Origin of the sequence: Methylobacterium sp. NPDC097929, assembly GCF_049543375.1 — a bacterium.
Taxonomy (GTDB): domain Bacteria; phylum Pseudomonadota; class Alphaproteobacteria; order Rhizobiales; family Beijerinckiaceae; genus Methylobacterium.
In genome coordinates this window covers 1,117,204-1,135,305 of the sequence record NZ_JBMVEP010000001.1, presented here as the reverse complement: position 1 = coordinate 1,135,305, position 18,102 = coordinate 1,117,204, and the positions used below count along the sequence as shown (strand labels likewise).

Sequence of the window (18,102 nt, the reverse complement as noted above, 5' to 3'; positions counted from 1 at the left end):
TCCCCCGACACGACGCACAACGGTCGCGCTTGCCCTCGCGAGCAAATGCGCTGGCGGCAAGGCAGGCTTCGCGGTGCGTCCGGGAAAAGCCGCGCACCGGCAGGTTTTCGAAGCGGTGTGGCGGCTCGGCCTCACCGGAGGCGGCATCGCCGCGCCGGGCTCTCCGGCGGGTTGTCGAAACGAGAAGAGCCGCGACCCGTTCGGGCGCGGCTCTCGAAACCCATTCCTGCGACGGAGATCAGACCTCGCGCTCGACCATCATCTTCTTGATCTCGGCGATGGCCTTGGCCGGGTTGAGGTTCTTCGGGCAGGTGTTGGCGCAGTTCATGATCGTGTGGCAGCGGTAAAGCCGGAACGGGTCGTGCAGCCCGTCGAGGCGCTCGCCGGTGTTCTCGTCGCGGCTGTCGATCAGCCAGCGATAGGCCTGGAGCAGGGCTGCCGGCCCGAGGAACTTGTCGCCGTTCCACCAGTAGCTCGGGCAGCTCGTGGTGCAGCAGGCGCACAGGATGCACTCGTAGAGGCCGTCGAGCCGGGCGCGGTCCTCCGGCGTCTGCTTCCACTCTTTTTCCGGCGCGGGCGTCTCGGTCTGGAGCCAGGGCTCGATCGCCGCGTGCTGGGCGTAGAAGTTGGTCAGATCCGGCACGAGGTCCTTCAGGACCGGCATGTGCGGCAGCGGATAGATCCGCACCGCTCCGTCCTTGTCCTTGCGGGTGAGGAACGGCAGGGCGTTGTCGGGGCTCTTGCACTCGTCGATGCCCATGGTGCAGGCGAGCGCGTTCTGCCCCTCGATGTTCATGGCGCAGGAGCCGCAGATGCCCTCGCGGCAGGAGCGGCGGAAGACGAGCGTCGGATCGACCTTGTTCTTGATCCACAGCAGGGCGTCGAGGACCATCGGCCCGCAATCGTCGCGATCGACCCGGTAGGTGTCGATGCGCGGGTTCTTCCCGTCATCCGGGTTCCAGCGATAGATCCGGAACACCTGGATGTTCTTGGCACCATCCGGCGCCGGCCAGGATTTCCCCTCGGTGACCTGGGAATTCTTGGGAAGATTGAACTGGGCCATGGTGAGTGCCTCTCTGGTGCGGCGGCCTGCGGCGCGCTCCGATGGTGAGAAAGTGCTACTGGCGGCTGAGCCAGCCGGTCATGAAGCGCTCGGCCTCCTCCTGCGGCGGCCGTTTCGCGGACGGGCCGGACAGGCGGAACTTCACGAATTGGCCGCGCAGGCCGGTGATGCAGAGCAGGCTCTCGGTCGGGCCGAGGGCCGCGTGGTCGATGGCGAAGGCGCGGCAGGTGAGCCGGGCGCCCGCTTCCCCCGGCACGCGCACCGCGCCGCGATCCTCGCTGCTGCGGTAGATGCCCTGCGCCACCGCCGTCCTGACGTCGCCGCCCGCCTGCGCGAGCTGGCCGGTGACCACGGGCGAGGACGGTCCGTCGGGGATGTTCGCCACACCGGCAGCGTAGACGTAGACATCCGCCTTCCAGCGGCCGTTGGTGTAGACCACCGAGTAGCCGAGCCCCGGCGCGCGGGCCTCGTAATCGGTCCGCGGGCCTCGCGCGAAACCGGCGACCTCCGCGGGGAAGTCGAAATCCGGGCCACGCGCCGTTGCCGGGAGCGTCAGCAGCCCGATCGCGGCGGAGAGAACCGCAGGCGCGAGGCGGCGCGAGGGCGCTCTCATCGCAGCGACTTTCCGCACTCCGACGGCGTGGTCCGTTGCCGCCGCATCAGACCATCCCGCCGTCGCGACGGGCCGGGTCGCATTCGACATCGTGCCGGCTCCGATCGGGCATTGGTCGATCCTCATCGTCGGCGGGCAGAGCAGTCGCTGGAGGGGTGAGCGGGGCCATGGCTGGCTCATGCGGGAAATGTCAGGACAGGGTGCGGTGACCGACGCGCACACTTCGCGGCAGCGCCTTCCGGCGCTTCTCGAAGACCACCATGCTGTCGTGGAAGGCGATGCCGTGCGTCACGTCGGCGAAGCCCGGATCGCGGGCGAAGGGATCGGGATCGAGCACGTAGCGGGCGTGCAGGCGATCGAGGAGCAGCTTGGAGTATTCCATGAAGGCGCCGTGCGCCCTCAGGCCGCCGCCGTGATCCGGCCAGTAGGAGGCGTGCACGTCCTCGACAATGTAGACGCCGTCCGGCGCGAGCAGGGGATAGAGGATCTCGAAACTGGCGATCTGCTCGGCGCTGATGTGGCCCGCATCGTCGATCACGACATCGATGCCGCCCATCTCCCCGGCGATGCGCCGCAGCAGCCCCGGATCGGCCTGACTGCCGAGATGGACGGTGAGGCCGTCCTCGGTGATCTCGCGGCAGCCCGGGTTGATGTCGACGCCGTGGATCACGGCGTCCGGCCCGAGATAGCGCCGCCAGACCTGCAACGAGCCGCCCTGGAAGACGCCGAGTTCGAGGAGCCGAACGGGCTTTCCGCGGTAGCGCGACAGGTAGCGGTCGTAGATTTCCAAGTAATGATGCCACTTGGTCGCGAGGCGATCCTCCTGTGCGAAGAACGCCTCCTCGGCCGGATTGGTCGCTTGCGCGCGTGCCTCCACCGGATCGACGGAGGCCCCGAAGCCGCAGACGATCTCTTCCCAGGACGCCGGCGGCTGGGCCGGCGCTCCGGTGCAGAGGAGGCCGGATCCGGCCGGCGGTCCCCTTCGGCGCTTCTTCAGCTTGAACACGCGCGCGAGCCCTTCTTCAGTACACCCGCGCCTTGGGCTCGATGTACTGGATCTCGTTCGACATGGTGTAGGTGTGCACCGGCCGGTAATCGATCTCGACGCCGTGCTTGGAGGGGTCGAGCCACGCCAGGGTGTGCTTCATCCACTCCTTGTCGTCGCGATCGGGGAAGTCCTCGCGGGCATGCGCCCCACGGCTCTCCTTGCGGTTGACCGCCGATTCCATCGTCACGACCGCCTGACCGATCAGGTTGTCGAACTCCAGGGTCTCGAGCAGGTCGGTGTTCCAAACGAGCGAGCGGTCGGTGATCGCGATGTCGGCGACGCCGCGCCAGACTTCGTGGATCAGGCCCTTGCCCTCCTCCAGCACCTCGCCGGTGCGGAAGACCGCGCAGTTGTTCTGCATGGTCCGCTGCATCCGGTCGCGCAGCTGCGCGGTCGGGGTGGAGCCGTCGGCGTAGCGGAAGCGGTCGAGGCGCGCGAGCGCCTTGTCGGCCGAGTCCCGCGGCAGTTCCGGCTGACGGGCATCGGCCTCGACGATGTCGGCGCAGCGCAGGCCCGCCGCGCGGCCGAACACCACGAGGTCGATCAGCGAATTGGAGCCGAGGCGGTTGGCGCCGTGCACCGAGACGCAGGCCGCCTCGCCGAGCGCCATCAGGCCCGGCACCACCGTGTCCGGATTGCCGTTCTTCAGGGTCAGCACCTCGCCGTGATAGTTCGTCGGGATGCCGCCCATGTTGTAGTGGACGGTGGGCAGGACCGGGATCGGCTCCTTGGTCACGTCCACGCCCGCGAAGATCTTCGCGCTCTCCGAGATGCCGGGCAGGCGCTCGTGCAGGATCTTGGGGTCGAGGTGGTCGAGGTGCAGGAAGATGTGGTCCCCTTCCTTGCCCACGCCGCGGCCGTCGCGGATCTCCATGGTCATCGAGCGCGAGACCACGTCGCGGGAGGCCAGATCCTTGGCCGACGGCGCGTAGCGCTCCATGAAGCGCTCGCCCTCGGAATTGGTGAGGTAGCCGCCCTCGCCGCGTGCGCCCTCCGTGATGAGGCAGCCGGCGCCGTAGATGCCGGTGGGATGGAACTGCACGAACTCCATGTCCTGCAGCGGCAGGCCGGCGCGCAGCACCATGGCGTTGCCGTCACCGGTGCAGGTATGGGCCGAGGTCGCCGAGAAGTAGGCGCGGCCGTAGCCGCCGGTGGCCAGGATCGTCTGCTGGGCGCGGAAGCGATGGATCTCGCCGGTGGCCTGATCGATGGCGATGACGCCGCGGCAGCGGCCGTCCTCGTCCATGATCAGGTCGAGGGCGAAGTACTCGATGAAGAACTGGGTCTTGTTCTTCACCGCCTGCCCGTAGAGCGTGTGGAGCATGGCGTGGCCGGTACGGTCGGCCGCGGCGCAGGTGCGCTGCGCGGTGCCCTTGCCGTAATCGGTGGTCATGCCGCCGAACGGGCGCTGGTAGATCTTGCCCTCTTCCGTGCGGGAGAAGGGCACGCCCCAGTGCTCCAACTCGTACACGGCCGCGGGGGCGTTGCGCACCAGGTACTCGATCGCGTCCTGGTCGCCGAGCCAGTCCGAGCCCTTCACGGTGTCGTACATGTGCCAGCGCCAGTCGTCCGGCCCCATATTGCCGAGCGAGGCGGAGATGCCGCCCTGCGCGGCCACCGTGTGCGAGCGGGTCGGGAAGACCTTGGTGATGCAGGCGGTGCGAAGCCCGGCCTGAGAGCAGCCGACCGTGGCGCGAAGCCCGGCGCCGCCGGCGCCGACGATCACCACGTCGAAGGTGTGGTCGGTGATGGCGTAGGCGGGGGCGCCGCCGTTCGATCCGTTGGAGGCCATGGGCGATGAATCCTCGGTTTCGATGACGGCGATCAGGCGAGGCCGGCCAGACTCACGCGGATGATCGCGTAGAGGCAGGCGGCGGCCACCGCGACCGCGTAGAAGGTGTTGGCGATGAGCGCCGCGAACTTGAGGCCGTGGCTGTGCACGTAGTCCTCGATGACCGTCTGCATCCCCAGACGCATGTGGATCGTCACCGAGACCACGGCGAGGATCAGGATGATCGAAACGAGCGGGTGCGACACCAGCGCGACCGCCTGCGGGTAGGTCCGCCCGGCCATCAGGGCGATGATCACGACGAAGGCGAGCATCAGGAGCGCGTTCGCGGCGCCGGTCAGGCGCTGCAGCCAGAAATGGCCGGCGCCGTGGCCCGAGGCGCCCAGCCCCTTCACCCGGGCGCGCGGGGTGCGCATCGAGAGCGCGGTGTTCTGGCGGTTGTCGACCTGGGACATGGGAAGCCTCAGCGCACGAGCAGGGCGACCGCCCAGATCACAAGGGTCAGGGTGACGGAGCCGATCAGCGTGGCCCGGGCGAGGCCCAGGCGCCGGTCGCGGTCGAAGCCGTAGCCCGCGTCCCAGATGAAGTGGCGGATGCCGCCCAGCATGTGGTGCAAGAGCACCCAGGTGTAGGCGAACAGGATCGTGCGCCCGACCCACGAGCCGAAGAACCACGCCACCGTATCGTAGGCCTTGGGACCGGAGGCGAGCGCCACCAGCCAGACCGCGACGAGGAAGGTGCCGCCATAGAGCGCCGTGCCGGTGACGCGGTGGAACACCGACATCGCCATGGTCCAGGTCCAGCGGTAGATCTGGAGATGGGGCGAGAGCGGCTGGGCGACCGTAGGTCTGACGGTAGGGTTCATCGCGGCTCACGATCCTCGCGTCGAAGACTGGATAAATTCCAGGGAAGGGTTAGGGCGGCGGGCTCTGGCCGGCAATGCCGGTGCTGCGGTGCAGCATTGGTGTAGCTGACGATCGCGCGGATCTGTCTCACGCCAATCGCCCGGTCAGTCTGAACCAGAAATAGGCAAGTGGGGTCGCCACCAACAGCGACGCGACGCCCGTGGCGAGGGTGAGCTTGGTCGCGTCGGCCAGCGAGAGGCGGCCGAGATCCATCGTCATGATGATGGGGGGCGCCTGATAGGGCAGGAACAGGGTCGAGTAGCCGACCACCTGCACCATCAGCACGCTCATGAGATCGAAGCCGCTGGCGCGCGAAAACTCCTCCGCGAGCGCCGTGTAGAGGGCGGGCGCGCCGTTGGCGGTGGCGGCGAAGAGGAAGCCGATCGACAGGCCGGTCAGCGTGGCGAAGTTCTTGGCGGGTGCGCCCGGCTCCAAGGGCGCGACCGAGAGCAGCGCGTGGCCGAGACGGGCGCCGAGCCCGGTCTCGTTGACGATCGCCGTCAACCCGAACAGGGCGGCGACGTAGAAGCAGGTTCGCAACGGGATCTCGCCGAAGCTCTGGGACGGCAGCACGCCGACGCCCGGCAGTAGGCAGATCACCGCCGCCGCGAGCCCGATCCATGCGGGCGGGATGCCGTGCCAGCCGTCGCTGAGCCAGAGGGCCAGCATCAGTGCGAGGATCACCGAGAGGCGCCGCTCCTCGCCCGAGAGCGGCGGCAGCGGGGGCAGATCCGGCCGCTTGCCGTCGAGCCGGTCGCGGAAGATCAGCACCGTGCAGACGACGAGGAGCGCGCCCTTCACGAACCCGAGAACGGGTGCGTGCAGAAAGAGATACGGCAGATAGCCGAGGTGGATGCCGAACAGGGTCTCGGCGGTGCCGGCCATGACGAGGTTCGGCACGTTGGCGGGCAGGATCGCCGCTGAGAGCATCGGCGTGGCGATGCCGAAGGCGAGCAGCGCCCCCGTCCGGCCCGGGCGCCCGGCCTCCAGCCCGAAGGCGTCGCAGAGCGCGATCACCACCGGCACCATCAGGGCGATGCGGCCGAGATTGGACGGCATCACGAAGGCGAGCGCGAAGGAGAAGGCGACGAGGCCCGCGACGAAGCCGGGATAGGAGGCGGGCAGCCGTGCCGCCAGCATCCGCGCGAGACGGTCGCCCAAGCCGGTGCGGTTCATGGCGAGCCCGACCACCATGCCGCCCGTCACCAGCCAGAAGGCGGAGGAGGCGAATCCCGAGAAGACCGTCTGCGCCGGGGCGAGCTTGAGCAGCATGGCGAGCGCGAAGAACATCAGCGCCGTGACGATCTCGGCCACGAGGCCGGTCGCCCACAGGCCCATGCACAGCACGAGCAGGCCCCCGGCCGCGACGACCGTGCCCTGTTCCCCGAAGATGCTGGCCGCTGCGGCGCTCATGGGGCGCTTCAAACGCGAATTGGAAGCGTTCGCAATTCGGCTTTCGTAGTGGGTGCCTTCGCCACTCGCGAAGGCTCGTGCCCGGATCACGCTGCTGTGATAGGTTGACCGGCCCCACCTGACTTCACGTTGCGCGAATGCCGGATGCGGATGATCCGGACGGAAGCCGAGCGATGATGCGCTTCGATCTCGTCGATCTGAACCTGTTCCGCCACGTCGTGGAGGCGGGCTCGATCACCCATGGGGCCGAGCGGGCCAACCTCGCGCTCGCCGCCGCCTCGGCCCGGGTGCGGGCGATGGAGGATTCGCTCGGCGCCGCGCTCCTGCTGCGCGGGCGCCAGGGCGTGACGCCGACGCCCGCCGGGCGCGCCCTGCTCGCCCATGCCCGCGAGATCCTGGGGCAGGTCGAGCGGCTGCAGGGCGACCTCTCCGTCTTCGCGGGCGGGGCCGTCGGCCAGATCCGGGTCCTGTCGAACACCAACGCGCTGACCGAATTCCTGCCCGAGGCGCTCTCCGCCTACCTCGCCCTGCACACGGGCATCAGCGTCGACATCGAGGAGCGCACCTCCGACGAGATCGTCGGACTGGTGGCCGACGGGGCGGCGGATCTCGGCATCGTGGCGGGCACCGTCGATACCGGCACGCTCCAGACCTTCCCCTTCCGCCACGACCGCTTCGTCGTGGTGGTCGCGACCGGCCACGCGCTGGCCCGCCGCAAGAGCGTCGGCTTCGCGGAGGTGCTGGAGCACGATCTCGTCGGGCTCGACCGGCCGAGCGCGCTGACCCGCTTCCTCGCGGCCAAGGCCTCCCGCATCGGCCGGCCGATGCGGCTGCGGGTGCAGTTGCGCAGCTTCGACGCGGTCTGCCGCCTCGTCGAGTGCGGCGTCGGCCTCGGCATCGTGCCCGAGACCACGGCGCGGCGGGCGTGGCGCACGATGGGAATCGCCCTCGTGCCGCTGGAGGACCCCTGGGCGGCCCGCGACCTCAAGCTCTGCCTGCGCGAATTCGAGGCCCTGCCCGCCTTCGCCCAGGACTTCGTCGCGCATCTGCGCGCGGCCGAGGCCTGATCAGCCGCCGAGGAAGGTGTCGAGCAGGAGCTTCAGGTTCAGCGCCACGATGATGGCGGCGATGATCCAGGCGAGTCCCTTCAGCCAGCCGGGGATCACGAGGCCGCCCATGATCCGCCGGTCCGAGACGAAATGCACCAGCGGGATCACCGCGAAGGGCAGCTGCATCGAGAGCACGACCTGGCTCAGCACGAGGAGCCGGGCGGTGCCCTGCTCGCCGTAGAGGGCGGTGACGATCACCACCGGCACGATGGCAATGCCCCGCGTCACCAGCCGCCGCGCCCAGGTGGGCAGGCGCAGCCGCAGGAAGCCCTCCATCACGATCTGGCCGGCCAGCGTCGCGGTCACCGTGGAGTTGAGGCCCGAGGCCAGCAGCGCCACGGCGAACAGCGTCGAGGCGACCCCGACGCCGAGAAGCGGCGAGAGCAGTTCGTGGGCCTGCTCGATCTCCTCCACGTCCGTGCGCCCGGCCGCGTGGAACACCGCCGCCGCCATGATCAGGATCGCGGCGTTGACGAACAGGGCCAGCATCAGCGCCACCGTCGAGTCGGTGACGGCGAAGCGCAGGGCCTCGCGCCGGCCCGCTTCCGTGCGGGGATAGGCCCGCGTCTGCACGATCGAGGAGTGGAGGTAGAGGTTGTGCGGCATCACGGTGGCGCCGATGATGCCGATGGCGATGTAGAGCGCGGCCGGGTTGGTCACGATCTCCCGCGAGGGCACGAAGCCGCCGAGCACCGCCTGGACCGGGGGCGCGGCCATCACGATCTGCACCCCGAAGCAGACGAAGATGATCGTCAGGAGGCCGATCACGAAGGCCTCCAGCGCCCGGAAGCCCCGGCGCAGGAGCAGCAGCACCACGAACACGTCGAGCGCCGTGATGATCGCGCCCAGCGTCAGCGGGATGCCGAACAGCAGCTTGAGGGCGATGGCGGTGCCGATCACCTCGGCGAGGTCGCAGGCGATGATCGCCGCCTCGCAGATCAGCCAAAGGGCGAAGCTGACCGGCCGCGAGGTGCGCTCGCGGCAGGCCTGGGCGAGATCGAGGCCGGTGGCGATGCCGAGCCGCGCCGCCAGCGCCTGCAGCACGATCGCCATCAGGTTCGAGAGCAGGATGACGGAGAGCAGGGTGTAGCCGAACTGGGCGCCGCCCGCGATGTCGGTGGCCCAGTTGCCCGGGTCCATGTAGCCGACCGATACCATGTAGCCCGGCCCGATGAAGGCGACGAGCCGCCGCATCCAGGAACCGTCCGCCCGCACGGGGACGCTGCCGTTCAGCGCGCCGAGGCTGGCCTCTCCGGCGGCTTGTGCGGGAGCCTGCGCGGGCGGCGCCGGCCGAACCTGATCCATCGCGGCTTTTCCATTCGCATCGGGGGCGCATCGGCCCGGGAGGTGGCCACCGGCCCTTGAGGAGGCGCCGATGTCGGACGGGGCGTCGGGAGGGCGCGGCCTTCCACCCGTCCTTTAAGAGCGACGGGTCACCGCGATGTGTCGCAACGGTGCGCGATCACCGCTCCAGCCGGCGGTCCCGTTTATAGCATCAGCTATAAAGCTGCGCTGAAGCTGAGATCAAGGGCCGCTCGAAGGTTGGGGCCGTCGAAGCTTGGGAGAGTCGAAGCTTGGGGACGTCGAAGGTTCGGGCCGGGGCCTGCCTTGCGGGTTCCCGCCCGCGGCCCGCATGGGTTAGACACGGGGGCGGGAACGGTCCGCGCGATGTGCCCCCGGGGCACGGCCGCAGGAGCGATGCGGGCGTTCATGAGAAACGTTGAACGGAAGCGCGCGGCGCGAGCGGACGGTTCGCGCCCGAAAACGGAGGAGTCCGCCGCCGCCATGCAGGACGCGACGCCAGAGTCGAGGCAGGAGCCGGCGCGGCCGGGGGCGGACGCGCCGCTCGTCGATGCGGAGGTGCATGTCGAGAGCTTCCGTCAGGCCCGCGAGGCGCGCCGCCTGGAACTCGTGGAGGATTACGTCGAGCTGATCGCCGACCTGATCGGCGATGGCGGCGAGGCGCGGCAGGTCGACATCGCCGCCCGCCTCGGCGTCGCCCAGCCGACGGTCGCCAAGATGCTCAAGCGGCTCGCCGAGGACGGCCTCGTGCAGCAGCGGCCCTATCGCGGGGTCTTCCTCACCGCCGCCGGGCAGGCCCTGGCCGAGCAGTCGCGGGAGCGCCACCGCATCGTCGAGCGCTTCCTGTGCGCCCTGGGCGTCAGCCTGGAAACGGCGCGGCGCGACGCCGAGGGCATCGAGCACCATGTCAGCGCCGAGACGCTGGAGGCGTTCCGCCGCTTCGCCGATGCCCGCCTCGAATCCTGACCGTCTCGCAGCCCGATCGTCCGGATGCGTTCCGAGGACCCGACCCGATGGACCTGAACCAGCAGCTCGCCGCGCTCGCGGCCGTCAGCGCCCGGCACGACGCGGCGGTGACGAACCTCGCCGAGGGCCTCGCCGACCTCGGCGCCAAGCAGGTGGCCCACCAGATGGCGGTGGGCTTCCTGGCCAGCGTGCTGCGCTCGATCGATTCCGATCATTACGACGAGCGCCTCGAAGGCTATCTCGCCATGCTGCGCGACGTGCTGTTCCGCGACGATCCGGACGCGGCGCTCGCGGGCACGGTACTGGAGACCCTGGAGCGCTCGCTGCGGCCGGCGCAGGACCAGGACGAAGCCTGAGGGCCGCCCGCCGCTCCGCGAGGAGGCGTGCGCCGCAGGGACCTGCGGTCGGGGACAGGCGCCACAAGGAAATGTGAGTGCGGCGCGCGCCGGCCGCCTTGGTCGCCGGGCAGGGCCGTGGCACGGTGCCGCCATGGCGGACCGCGGCGATCATCCCTACTCCATCGACGTCAGGCCCTGCTGGCGGATGCCGGGGCGCTTCGTCTGCTCGGTGCTCGAGAAGGGAGCGCCGCGGCGCTACGGACCGACCAGCTACGCCACCTTCGAAGAGGCCCGCAGGGCCGCCCAGACGCGGCTGCGCCAACTCGTGTTCGAGTGGCAGCTCGTCGGCTCGTGATCCGGCCGGCCCGAGCCGCGGGCTCTCAGCCCCGGGCGGCGTCCGCCGTCTGGGCGTGCTCGATCAGGGCGGCCATCTGCGCGGGTGCCCGGAACACGCGGCCGTCAGGTGTCTCGACGTAGACGTCCGACGCGCCCATGCTCGCGAAGGTCATGGCTCGCTCGGCCGCCCTCACGCCCAGGGCGTGCGGCTCTGCGGAGGCGCCCGACGGCGCGGTCCAATGAACGGTATAACGCATGTCGTTCTCCTGTTCGGGCCCTCCAGCATAGGCGAAGCGGCAGGATATCGCGAGGGTGCGGCCCGCGATTGCACGTTTCACGGGCGGAAAGCATGAAGGTGTACAGAGGGTTGCGTCGCGATTGCGAGCGAACCCGCGTCTCTGCATCATAATGCCCTATACTGCGCCGTCGGCTTCTCTGTCATGAATTTTGTTGCAGGTTGGTGAGGCCCGCGTCCCTCGCTCGGGAGAGTACCATGAGGAAGCCGGAGAAGCCGGGTACGGAAGCCGCCCGGACGCGTGAGGGCGGTGGGCTCGGCAATATCGACGAGGCAACGGGCCATCCCGGCAAGGGAACGCCCGGGGCCACGGTCCGGCAGGAGGATAATCCCTCGCCCACTCCCTCAAAGAGCCCCCCTACTGGGAAACCGGAGGACGGGAATCCGAAGCCCTGAGGCGCGGATGAGGTGCTGCGGCCGAACCGACGGCCCGGTTCGGCACGCGAAAAGGGCCGGGTCAGCCGCGACCCCGATCGACCGCTTCCGCGGGTTTCTCTTGCTTGAACGGCTCGAAAGGTCTGCCGCGCGATCGTCGGCAGGCGCCCCGTGAGATGAGGCGGCAGACGCTCTGCGCGGGACGGCTTTGGGCTCAGCTGGAGAAGCTGCCGAAACCCTCGAAATCGCTCGCTGGCGACACGCGTTTGCTGGAGGCCGGCTGTTGATCCGTCAGGGCTCGGCCGTCCATCGGCATCGGAGACAGTTTCGCCAGTCCGGCATGACCGATCGAGGAGGCAGTGCGGCCGCTTCGCTTCCAGCTGGACGGGAAGGCACGGCCGTTCGACTTGCTGAGGTCGCGCATTGAGTTGCCCTATCGGCAGACGAATATTCGGAAAGTGCCCAGAGAACGCGCTCTCTCTACCCATGTTCCGAGCAGGTTCGCGCTGGCCCGGTCGCTTTCCGAACGGTCGCTTCCACGCCGGCCCGCGACGGACGCTCCGCCCGGGCCGGTGCCGTCCTCCTGCGCTACCAGGCGACGGCCGTGTCGGTGCGGGGATTCGGCCGGCGCATCGGAGCGATCCGCCCTTCGGTCGCCGGCATCCGTGAGGCCGGGCCGGCGTGCAGCGGCTGGCTGGGCGCCTCTCGATCGAGCGCCTGCGTCGAGCCGATCAGGGCCGCGACGAGCAGGCTCACCAGCAGAAAGCCCGAGCTGACGATCCGCGGCAGATCCCAGGCGTGCAGCAATGCCGCGCCCGCTGCACCCACGGCCAGGAACCCGACGACCTGATGCACGGTCCCTTCTCCCGCTTCACGCCCGTCGATGGGCGCGCCCGTGTTTGATCGACCCTCTTCTTGGCTGGTGTGCGGTAGCGCACAGAATGCTTGCTCTGTACCAATCGAGAAGTACGCAGCCTGAGCGATCTCAAGTTTTGTCTCGCTGAGACGCAGCCTGAGATTGACCATCGGGACTGCGTCACTTGATCTCGACTTCCCGGGCTACGGCGGCGCGGGCGTGTCGGACAGGGGCGGGCCGCGCTCGGTGTCGCACCGCTCGAGATCGCCGGCCTTGGCAATCCCCCGGTCGACAAAGGGCTTCCGGGCGGCGTCATCCGGTTTCCGTTTGATCGCTTCGATCTCTTCCCTCGTCCTTGCGAGGCGAAGCTGTAAGCGATCCAAGGCTCCGCATTGTCCGGACAGATCGCGCTCTGGGTCGCTTCGGCTCCGCCTCGCTATGACGGAGAGGGGCGAAGGCCGAGGCGATCAAACGGAGACGATATCAGAGGCCGAGGGCCAAGCCGTCGCTGCGAGGGTCGTGAGCCCCGACGAAGCTGCCGTCATCCTCGATGCGGATCGCACCCGGATGGCCGGCCAGCGGGCTTTGTGCGGGGATGGGGCTGATCTCATGCCCCCGGGCCTTGAGTTCCGCGAACACATCCTGGCCCGCATCGAGTTCGAGCTTCAGGCTGTCGCGGCTGTCCGAGAAGGTCTTGCCCAGGAGAAAGCGCGGCCGTGCGAGAGCCGTGAGCGGGTCCATCCGGTAATCGATCAGCCGCGTCAGCACGGCCGACAGGGTCTGCGGCTGCCCGTCCGCGCCCTGCGTGCCGTAGAGCAGCTTTGGACGGCCGTCCCTGAGGTACATTCCGGGATTAAGCGTGTGGAACGGGCGCTTGCCGGGGCGCAGCAGGTTGATGCTCCCCGCATCGACGCTGAAGGCCGCCCCGCGATTATGCCAGAGGATGCCCGTATCCCCGGCGACGACGCCGCTTCCCCAGTCGAAGTAGATCGTCTGCAAGAGGCTGACGCAGTTGCCCCAGCGGTCGACCGCCCCGACGAAGACGGTGTCGCCGGTCTTGAAGACCTGCGGCCAGGGCGCCGCCCCCCGGCGGTCGATGGCGCGGGCCTGCGCGTCGAGATGCGATTCCGACAACAGCCTGTTCACGGGTACGTCGACGAAATCGGGATCGGCGACGTAGCGGTTGCGGTCGACGAAGGCTCGCTTCACCGCCTCGACGAGGAGGTGGTAGTAGTCGGCGCTGCCCTCGGGGACGCTTCCGAGGTCGAAGCGGTCGAGAATGCCCATGATCTCGAGGGTGGTGACGCCCTGCGTCGGGGGGCGCAGGCTGATCAACTCTCCTCCGCGGTAGGGCACGCGGAGCGCGGTTTCGTTCCGCGCGCGCGTGCGGGCCAGATCCGCCGCGGTCAGGGGCGAACCCGCCTGCTGCAGCCCGCGCGCGATCCGCTCGGCGAGGTCACCCTCGTAGAAATCGCGCGCGCCGTTCTCCGCCAGAAGACTGAGCGTGCGGGCGAGATCGGGCTGGCGAAAGGTCTCGCCCACGTCCGGGATGCGGCCATCCGCGGTGAACACGCGCACGACATCGGGCCATTGGCCGATCTCGTTGGCGCGGAAGTTCGCCCAGAACCGCTGCGACGGTGTCAGGGGAAAGCCCTCCGCGGCATGCCCGACGGCGTGCTTGAACAGATCCTTCCAGGATTGCCGCCCGCCCCAGCGCCGTCGGCTGAATTCGAAGGCCTGGTCCCAGGTATCGACGGCCGCCGCCGCGGTGATCGCCGATCCGGGCCCGCGGACCGGGATCGCCCGACCGTCCTGCGGCAGCTTCGCGGCCGCCTGACCGATGCCGGACAGCGTGACGCCGTTGCCCTTGGCGTCGCTGATGATCATGAACGCGTCGCCGCCCAGGCCGCAGAAATGCGGATAGGTCACGCAGAGGGTGGCGTTGACGGCGATCACCGCCTCGATGGCGTTGCCCCCCGCCCGAAGCACCTCCCGGCCCGCCTCGCTGGCGAGTTCGTGCGGGCTCGTCACCATGCCCTGGCTGGATCGGGCGAGGGCGCCGCGGGCGGCGCTCGCTTCGGCGAAGAGATGGTTCGGCACGGTCGTCGCACCCAAGGCAGCCGCGGAGGTCAGGAGAAGCACGCGCCGCGAAACCTGCGACGCGGGCCGTCGATGGTGTTCGCCGCGCTTCATGACGGCGTCACCGGGACTTCGGCGCGGGCCACGTGACGCATCGTGGCCCGCAGAGGTGTGAGGAGGACTGCACGGGGCCGCTACTCCGTCAGCTCGGCGGCATGCGCCGCGATCGCGCCCGCCGTGGTGATCCAGATCCCGTCGCGGTGCCGGGCGATGTGTTCGAGCGCCTGCCGCAGGGGGCGCAGCCGGTGCGGCTGGCCGACGATGTAGGGGTGGAGCGCAATCCCCATCACCAGGGGCGCGCTGCGCGACTGCTCCAGCATCTCGTCGAAGGCGTCGACGATCGCCTCGGCGAATTGCCGCCCGGTCTCCTTGCGGGCGACGATGGCCGGGATGTCGTTCAGCTCCTGCGGATAGGGCACCGAGAGGATGCGCCCGCCGTCGCGGGTTGCGAACCAGGTCGGCTGGTCGTCGTGGCACCAGTCGAGCAAGTAGCGGTAGCCCGCCTCGGCCAGCAGGTCCGGCGTCGCCCGCGACTGCGAGATCCAGGGCCCGAGCCAGCCGGCGGGCGCCCGCCCCTCCTCCCGCGTCAGGATCGCGGTCGCCTCGTCGATGAGGGCGCGCTCCTCCGCCTCCGGGAGCGTGCCCTGCCGCTCGGCATTGCTGCGCCCGTGCCCGACGATCTCGTCGCCCCGCGCGCGGAAGGCTTCGACCAGCCCCGGGCAATCCCGGTAGATCCGGCTGTTGACGAGGATGCTGGCCGGCAAGCCGAGACTGTCGAGCATGTCGCGGATGCGCCAGGCGCCGACCCGGTTGCCCCAGTCGCGCCAGGCGAAGTTCAGCACGTCCGGCTGCGGCCCGCCCGGCGCCAGCTCGGCGCCCAAGCCGTCCCCGAACGCGAAGGTCTCGAGATTGAGCGCGAGGTAGACCGCGAGGCGCTTTCCCCCCGGCCAGTCGTAGACCGGGCGTTCGGGTAGGGCGGAATAGGCGTAGCGGCCATGGCCGGCGGGTTTCGGCTCCGATGTCGTCACGGGAAAGGTCTCGATCCTGTCGTTGGAGGGAAACGCGGCGCCTCACGCCGCCCCGAGATAGGCCGCTTCGAGCGCCGCGTCCGCCTTCAGCTCCGCCGCGGTGCCGGACGCGGCGACGCGCCCCTGCTCCAGCACGTAGCCCCGGTCCGCCACGGTCAGCGCCAGAGCGGCCATCTGATCGACGATCAGAATGGTGATGCCCTGATCGCGCAACTCGGCGACGGTGGCGTAGAGGCTGTTGATGATCGCGGGCGCGAGGCCGAGGGAGGGTTCGTCGAGCAGGAGGATGCGCGGGCGCGCCATCATCCCCCGGGCGATGGCCAGCATCTGCTGCTCCCCGCCCGAGAGCAGGCCGGCGCGGCTGCCGGCCCGCTCGCGCAGCCGCGGGAAGCGGTCGAGCAGAGCCTCGACCTCGGCCGGATCGACCCGTCCGCCGCGGCTCCCGGAACGACTCCACGCGCCGAGGCGGATGTTCTCGACGACGGTCAGTTCAGGAAAGACCTGCCGGCCTTCCGGCACCAGGGCGAGGCCCAGCCGCGCGATCCTGTGCGCCGACAGGGCGGCGATCGGAGTATCGGCCAGCACCACCGAGCCCTCGACCGGGCGCAGGAGGCCGGAGAGCGCCCGCATCACCGTCGATTTGCCGGCCCCGTTGGCACCGAGCAGCGCCACCGTCTCGCCCGGCCGCACCGCGAGCGAGACGCCGTCGAGGACGGGCGCGGCGCCGTAGCCCGCCTTCAGGCCGTGGGCGGCCAGCACCGCGTCGGCCGGACCGCTCCAGGGCGCGGCCCGCGGCCGGGCCGGCGTCTCGGCGGCCCCGAGATAGGCCCGCAGCACGGCGGGGTCGCGGCGCACCTCGGCCGGCGTGCCGCGGGCGATCGGGCGGCCCGCATCCATGACGAGGATGTGGTCCGACACGCCCATGACCAGCGGCATGTCGTGCTCGACGAGGATCACCGCGATGCCGCAGGCCGCGATCCGGCGCAGCAGCGCGCCGAGGCGGTCGGTCTCGGCCCGGGCGAGGCCGGCGGCCGGCTCGTCGAGGAGCAGCACGAGCGGGGACCCGGCGAGCGCGCGGGCGATCTCGACCAGACGCCGGTCGACATGGGGCAGTTCGGAGGCCGGACGGTCGAGCGCGCCGGCATAGCCGACGAAGGCCAGCAGGGCCGCCGCGTCTTGGCGGTCCCGCGCCTGCGTCCGGCGCAGCAGACGCCCGGGCGCGCGGGCGAGGGTGACGTTCTCGATGACGCTGAGCGAGCCGAACAGCCGCGTCGTCTGGTAGGTGCGGGCGATGCCGGCGCGGGCGATGAGGTGGGCCGGCCTTCCCGCCAGCTCACGTTCCCCGAGGCGGATCGTGCCGGCGCTCGGCCGGTAGAAGCCCGAGATCATGTTGAGGACGGTGGTCTTGCCGGCCCCGTTCGGTCCGATCACGCTGGTGATCGCCCCGGGCCGCGCCGCGAAGGCGACGCCGTCCGCCGCCCGGATCCCGCCGAAGGCGATTCCGAGCCCTTCGACGGCGAGCGGCTCGCCCTCGGCCCGGTGCAGGAAGTCCGGCGCTTCCGATCCCGCCCCCGAGCGCGCCTCGCCGCCCCGCGGCAGCAGACGGGCGAGGCTGCCGACGATGCCCGCCGGCACGAGCCAGAGCACCACGAGGGTGGTCACGCCGAAGAACAGCAGCCGGTACTCGGCCAGCCCCGCCAGCGCCTCGGGCAGCAGCACCGTCACCAGCGCGCCGAACAGAGGCCCGAGCACGGTCCCGGCGCCGCCGACCACCACCGCGAGCACGAACAGGATCGACTGCGTGAACGGGAAGGAACTCGGCGCGATGAACAGCATCAGCGGCGGCAGCACCGCGCCCGCGAGCCCGGTCAGCGCCGCCGAGATCGCGAAGGCCGCGGTCTTCGCCCGGACCGGGTCGAAGCCGAGCGAGGCGGCGGCCACATCCGCGTCGCGCACCGCGCGCAGAGCCTGGCCCAGGCGGGCATGGCGGAGCCGGTGGAAGCCGTAGAGGCTGAGGCCCGCTGCCGTCACGGCGAGGATCGCAAGGTCGCGTTCCCCGACGGGCAGGCCGAACAGGGTCGGGCCGGCCGCGACCACGAGGCCGTTCTGCCCGCCGGTCAGCTCCCCACCCTCGATCAGCGCGTGCTCGACGAGGAAGCCGAAGGCGATCGTCACCATAGCGAGGTAGGGCCCGCGCACCCGCATCGCCGGCACGGCGAGCGCGGCGCCGACGAGGGCGGAGAGCCCGGCGGCGGCGGGAAGCGCCAGCCAGAAGCTCACCCCCTTCAGCGTCAGGATCGCGCTCGCATAGGCGCCCAGCGCGTAGAACCCGGCATGGCCGAAGGAGATCAGGCCCGCGAGCCCGAGCAGGACGTTGAGCCCGGTCCCGGCCAGCACCGTCAGGGCCACCAGGGCGATGACGAAGTGGCTGTAGCCGCCCGTCAGCCCGACGAGGCCGAGGCCCGCGAGCGTCAGGGCCAGGATGGCGAGCGGCATCGCGGCCGGCGCCCGGAGAGGCGAGCGCATG

Annotated in this window: 18 protein-coding genes; 4 read left to right on the top strand and 14 right to left on the bottom strand. The window is 70.2% G+C overall.

Features of this window, described 5'->3' with window-relative positions; translation table 11 throughout:
- Positions 1–238: 238 nt before the first annotated feature.
- The 7 genes from ACPCJR_RS05450 to ACPCJR_RS05420 all read right to left on the bottom strand — a co-directional run bounded on the left by ACPCJR_RS05450 (position 239) and on the right by ACPCJR_RS05420 (position 6,831).
- Positions 239–1,063, bottom strand: coding sequence for a succinate dehydrogenase iron-sulfur subunit (locus ACPCJR_RS05450; protein WP_391511602.1), 825 nt, complete (start codon positions 1,061–1,063; stop codon positions 239–241).
- 55 nt (positions 1,064–1,118) lie between these two features.
- A complete protein-coding gene (locus ACPCJR_RS05445; protein ID WP_391511603.1) occupies positions 1,119–1,676 on the bottom strand; it encodes a hypothetical protein in 558 nt (185 codons plus the stop codon).
- 190 nt (positions 1,677–1,866) lie between these two features.
- Positions 1,867–2,682 carry a class I SAM-dependent methyltransferase gene (locus tag ACPCJR_RS05440; RefSeq protein WP_391511604.1) on the bottom strand — a complete coding sequence of 272 codons (816 nt, stop codon included), beginning with the start codon at positions 2,680–2,682 and terminating at the stop codon, positions 1,867–1,869.
- Positions 2,683–2,698: 16 nt separating this feature from the next.
- Positions 2,699–4,516: a succinate dehydrogenase flavoprotein subunit gene (sdhA, locus tag ACPCJR_RS05435; RefSeq protein ID WP_391511605.1), complete on the bottom strand. Its 1,818-nt coding sequence runs from the start codon at positions 4,514–4,516 to the stop codon at positions 2,699–2,701.
- 32 nt (positions 4,517–4,548) lie between these two features.
- Positions 4,549–4,968, bottom strand: a complete 420-nt coding sequence (sdhD, locus tag ACPCJR_RS05430; RefSeq protein WP_391511606.1) for a succinate dehydrogenase, hydrophobic membrane anchor protein — start codon at positions 4,966–4,968, stop codon at positions 4,549–4,551.
- A gap of 8 nt (positions 4,969–4,976) precedes the next feature.
- On the bottom strand, positions 4,977–5,378 hold the full coding sequence (sdhC, locus tag ACPCJR_RS05425) for a succinate dehydrogenase, cytochrome b556 subunit (RefSeq protein WP_391511607.1): 402 nt from the start codon (positions 5,376–5,378) through the stop codon (positions 4,977–4,979).
- Between the two features lie 127 nt (positions 5,379–5,505).
- Positions 5,506–6,831 (bottom strand): SLC13 family permease, encoded by a 1,326-nt coding sequence (locus tag ACPCJR_RS05420; protein ID WP_391511608.1) that lies wholly within the window; start codon positions 6,829–6,831, stop codon positions 5,506–5,508.
- A gap of 176 nt (positions 6,832–7,007) precedes the next feature.
- On the opposite strand from ACPCJR_RS05420, the gene ACPCJR_RS05415 reads away from it, so the two are divergent.
- The gene (locus ACPCJR_RS05415) at positions 7,008–7,898 is read left to right on the top strand and encodes a LysR substrate-binding domain-containing protein (protein WP_391511662.1); all 891 of its coding nucleotides are present in this window, start codon (positions 7,008–7,010) and stop codon (positions 7,896–7,898) included.
- On the opposite strand, the gene ACPCJR_RS05410 is transcribed toward ACPCJR_RS05415, so the two are convergent.
- Positions 7,899–9,245 carry an Nramp family divalent metal transporter gene (locus ACPCJR_RS05410; RefSeq protein ID WP_391511609.1) on the bottom strand — a complete coding sequence of 449 codons (1,347 nt, stop codon included), beginning with the start codon at positions 9,243–9,245 and terminating at the stop codon, positions 7,899–7,901.
- Positions 9,246–9,725: 480 nt separating this feature from the next.
- On the opposite strand from ACPCJR_RS05410, the gene mntR reads away from it, so the two are divergent.
- From mntR to ACPCJR_RS05395, 3 genes are all read left to right on the top strand, one after another.
- On the top strand, positions 9,726–10,208 hold the full coding sequence (gene mntR / locus ACPCJR_RS05405; protein ID WP_391511610.1) for a manganese-binding transcriptional regulator MntR: 483 nt from the start codon (positions 9,726–9,728) through the stop codon (positions 10,206–10,208).
- A 47-nt stretch (positions 10,209–10,255) separates the two neighbouring features.
- Entirely contained in the window at positions 10,256–10,564 is a 309-nt protein-coding gene (locus tag ACPCJR_RS05400) for a hypothetical protein (protein ID WP_331286757.1), read from the top strand.
- Between the two features lie 133 nt (positions 10,565–10,697).
- Positions 10,698–10,901: a hypothetical protein gene (locus ACPCJR_RS05395; RefSeq protein ID WP_391511611.1), complete on the top strand. Its 204-nt coding sequence runs from the start codon at positions 10,698–10,700 to the stop codon at positions 10,899–10,901.
- A 25-nt stretch (positions 10,902–10,926) separates the two neighbouring features.
- Here the strand turns inward: ACPCJR_RS05395 and ACPCJR_RS05390 are convergent, their stop codons facing one another.
- From ACPCJR_RS05390 to ACPCJR_RS05365, 6 genes are all read right to left on the bottom strand, one after another.
- Positions 10,927–11,139, bottom strand: coding sequence for a hypothetical protein (locus ACPCJR_RS05390; RefSeq protein WP_110351870.1), 213 nt, complete (start codon positions 11,137–11,139; stop codon positions 10,927–10,929).
- Between the two features lie 627 nt (positions 11,140–11,766).
- Complete coding sequence (locus tag ACPCJR_RS05385) at positions 11,767–11,976, bottom strand: hypothetical protein (protein WP_391511612.1); 210 nt, start codon at positions 11,974–11,976, stop codon at positions 11,767–11,769.
- Positions 11,977–12,140: 164 nt separating this feature from the next.
- Positions 12,141–12,578: a hypothetical protein gene (locus ACPCJR_RS05380; RefSeq protein ID WP_391511613.1), complete on the bottom strand. Its 438-nt coding sequence runs from the start codon at positions 12,576–12,578 to the stop codon at positions 12,141–12,143.
- A gap of 313 nt (positions 12,579–12,891) precedes the next feature.
- Positions 12,892–14,601, bottom strand: a complete 1,710-nt coding sequence (gene ggt, locus ACPCJR_RS05375) for a gamma-glutamyltransferase (RefSeq protein WP_391511614.1) — start codon at positions 14,599–14,601, stop codon at positions 12,892–12,894.
- Between the two features lie 80 nt (positions 14,602–14,681).
- Positions 14,682–15,575, bottom strand: a complete 894-nt coding sequence (locus tag ACPCJR_RS05370; protein ID WP_391511615.1) for a polysaccharide deacetylase family protein — start codon at positions 15,573–15,575, stop codon at positions 14,682–14,684.
- A gap of 42 nt (positions 15,576–15,617) precedes the next feature.
- The gene (locus ACPCJR_RS05365) at positions 15,618–18,101 is read right to left on the bottom strand and encodes an ATP-binding cassette domain-containing protein (protein ID WP_391511616.1); all 2,484 of its coding nucleotides are present in this window, start codon (positions 18,099–18,101) and stop codon (positions 15,618–15,620) included.
- Position 18,102: the final 1 nt, after the last annotated feature.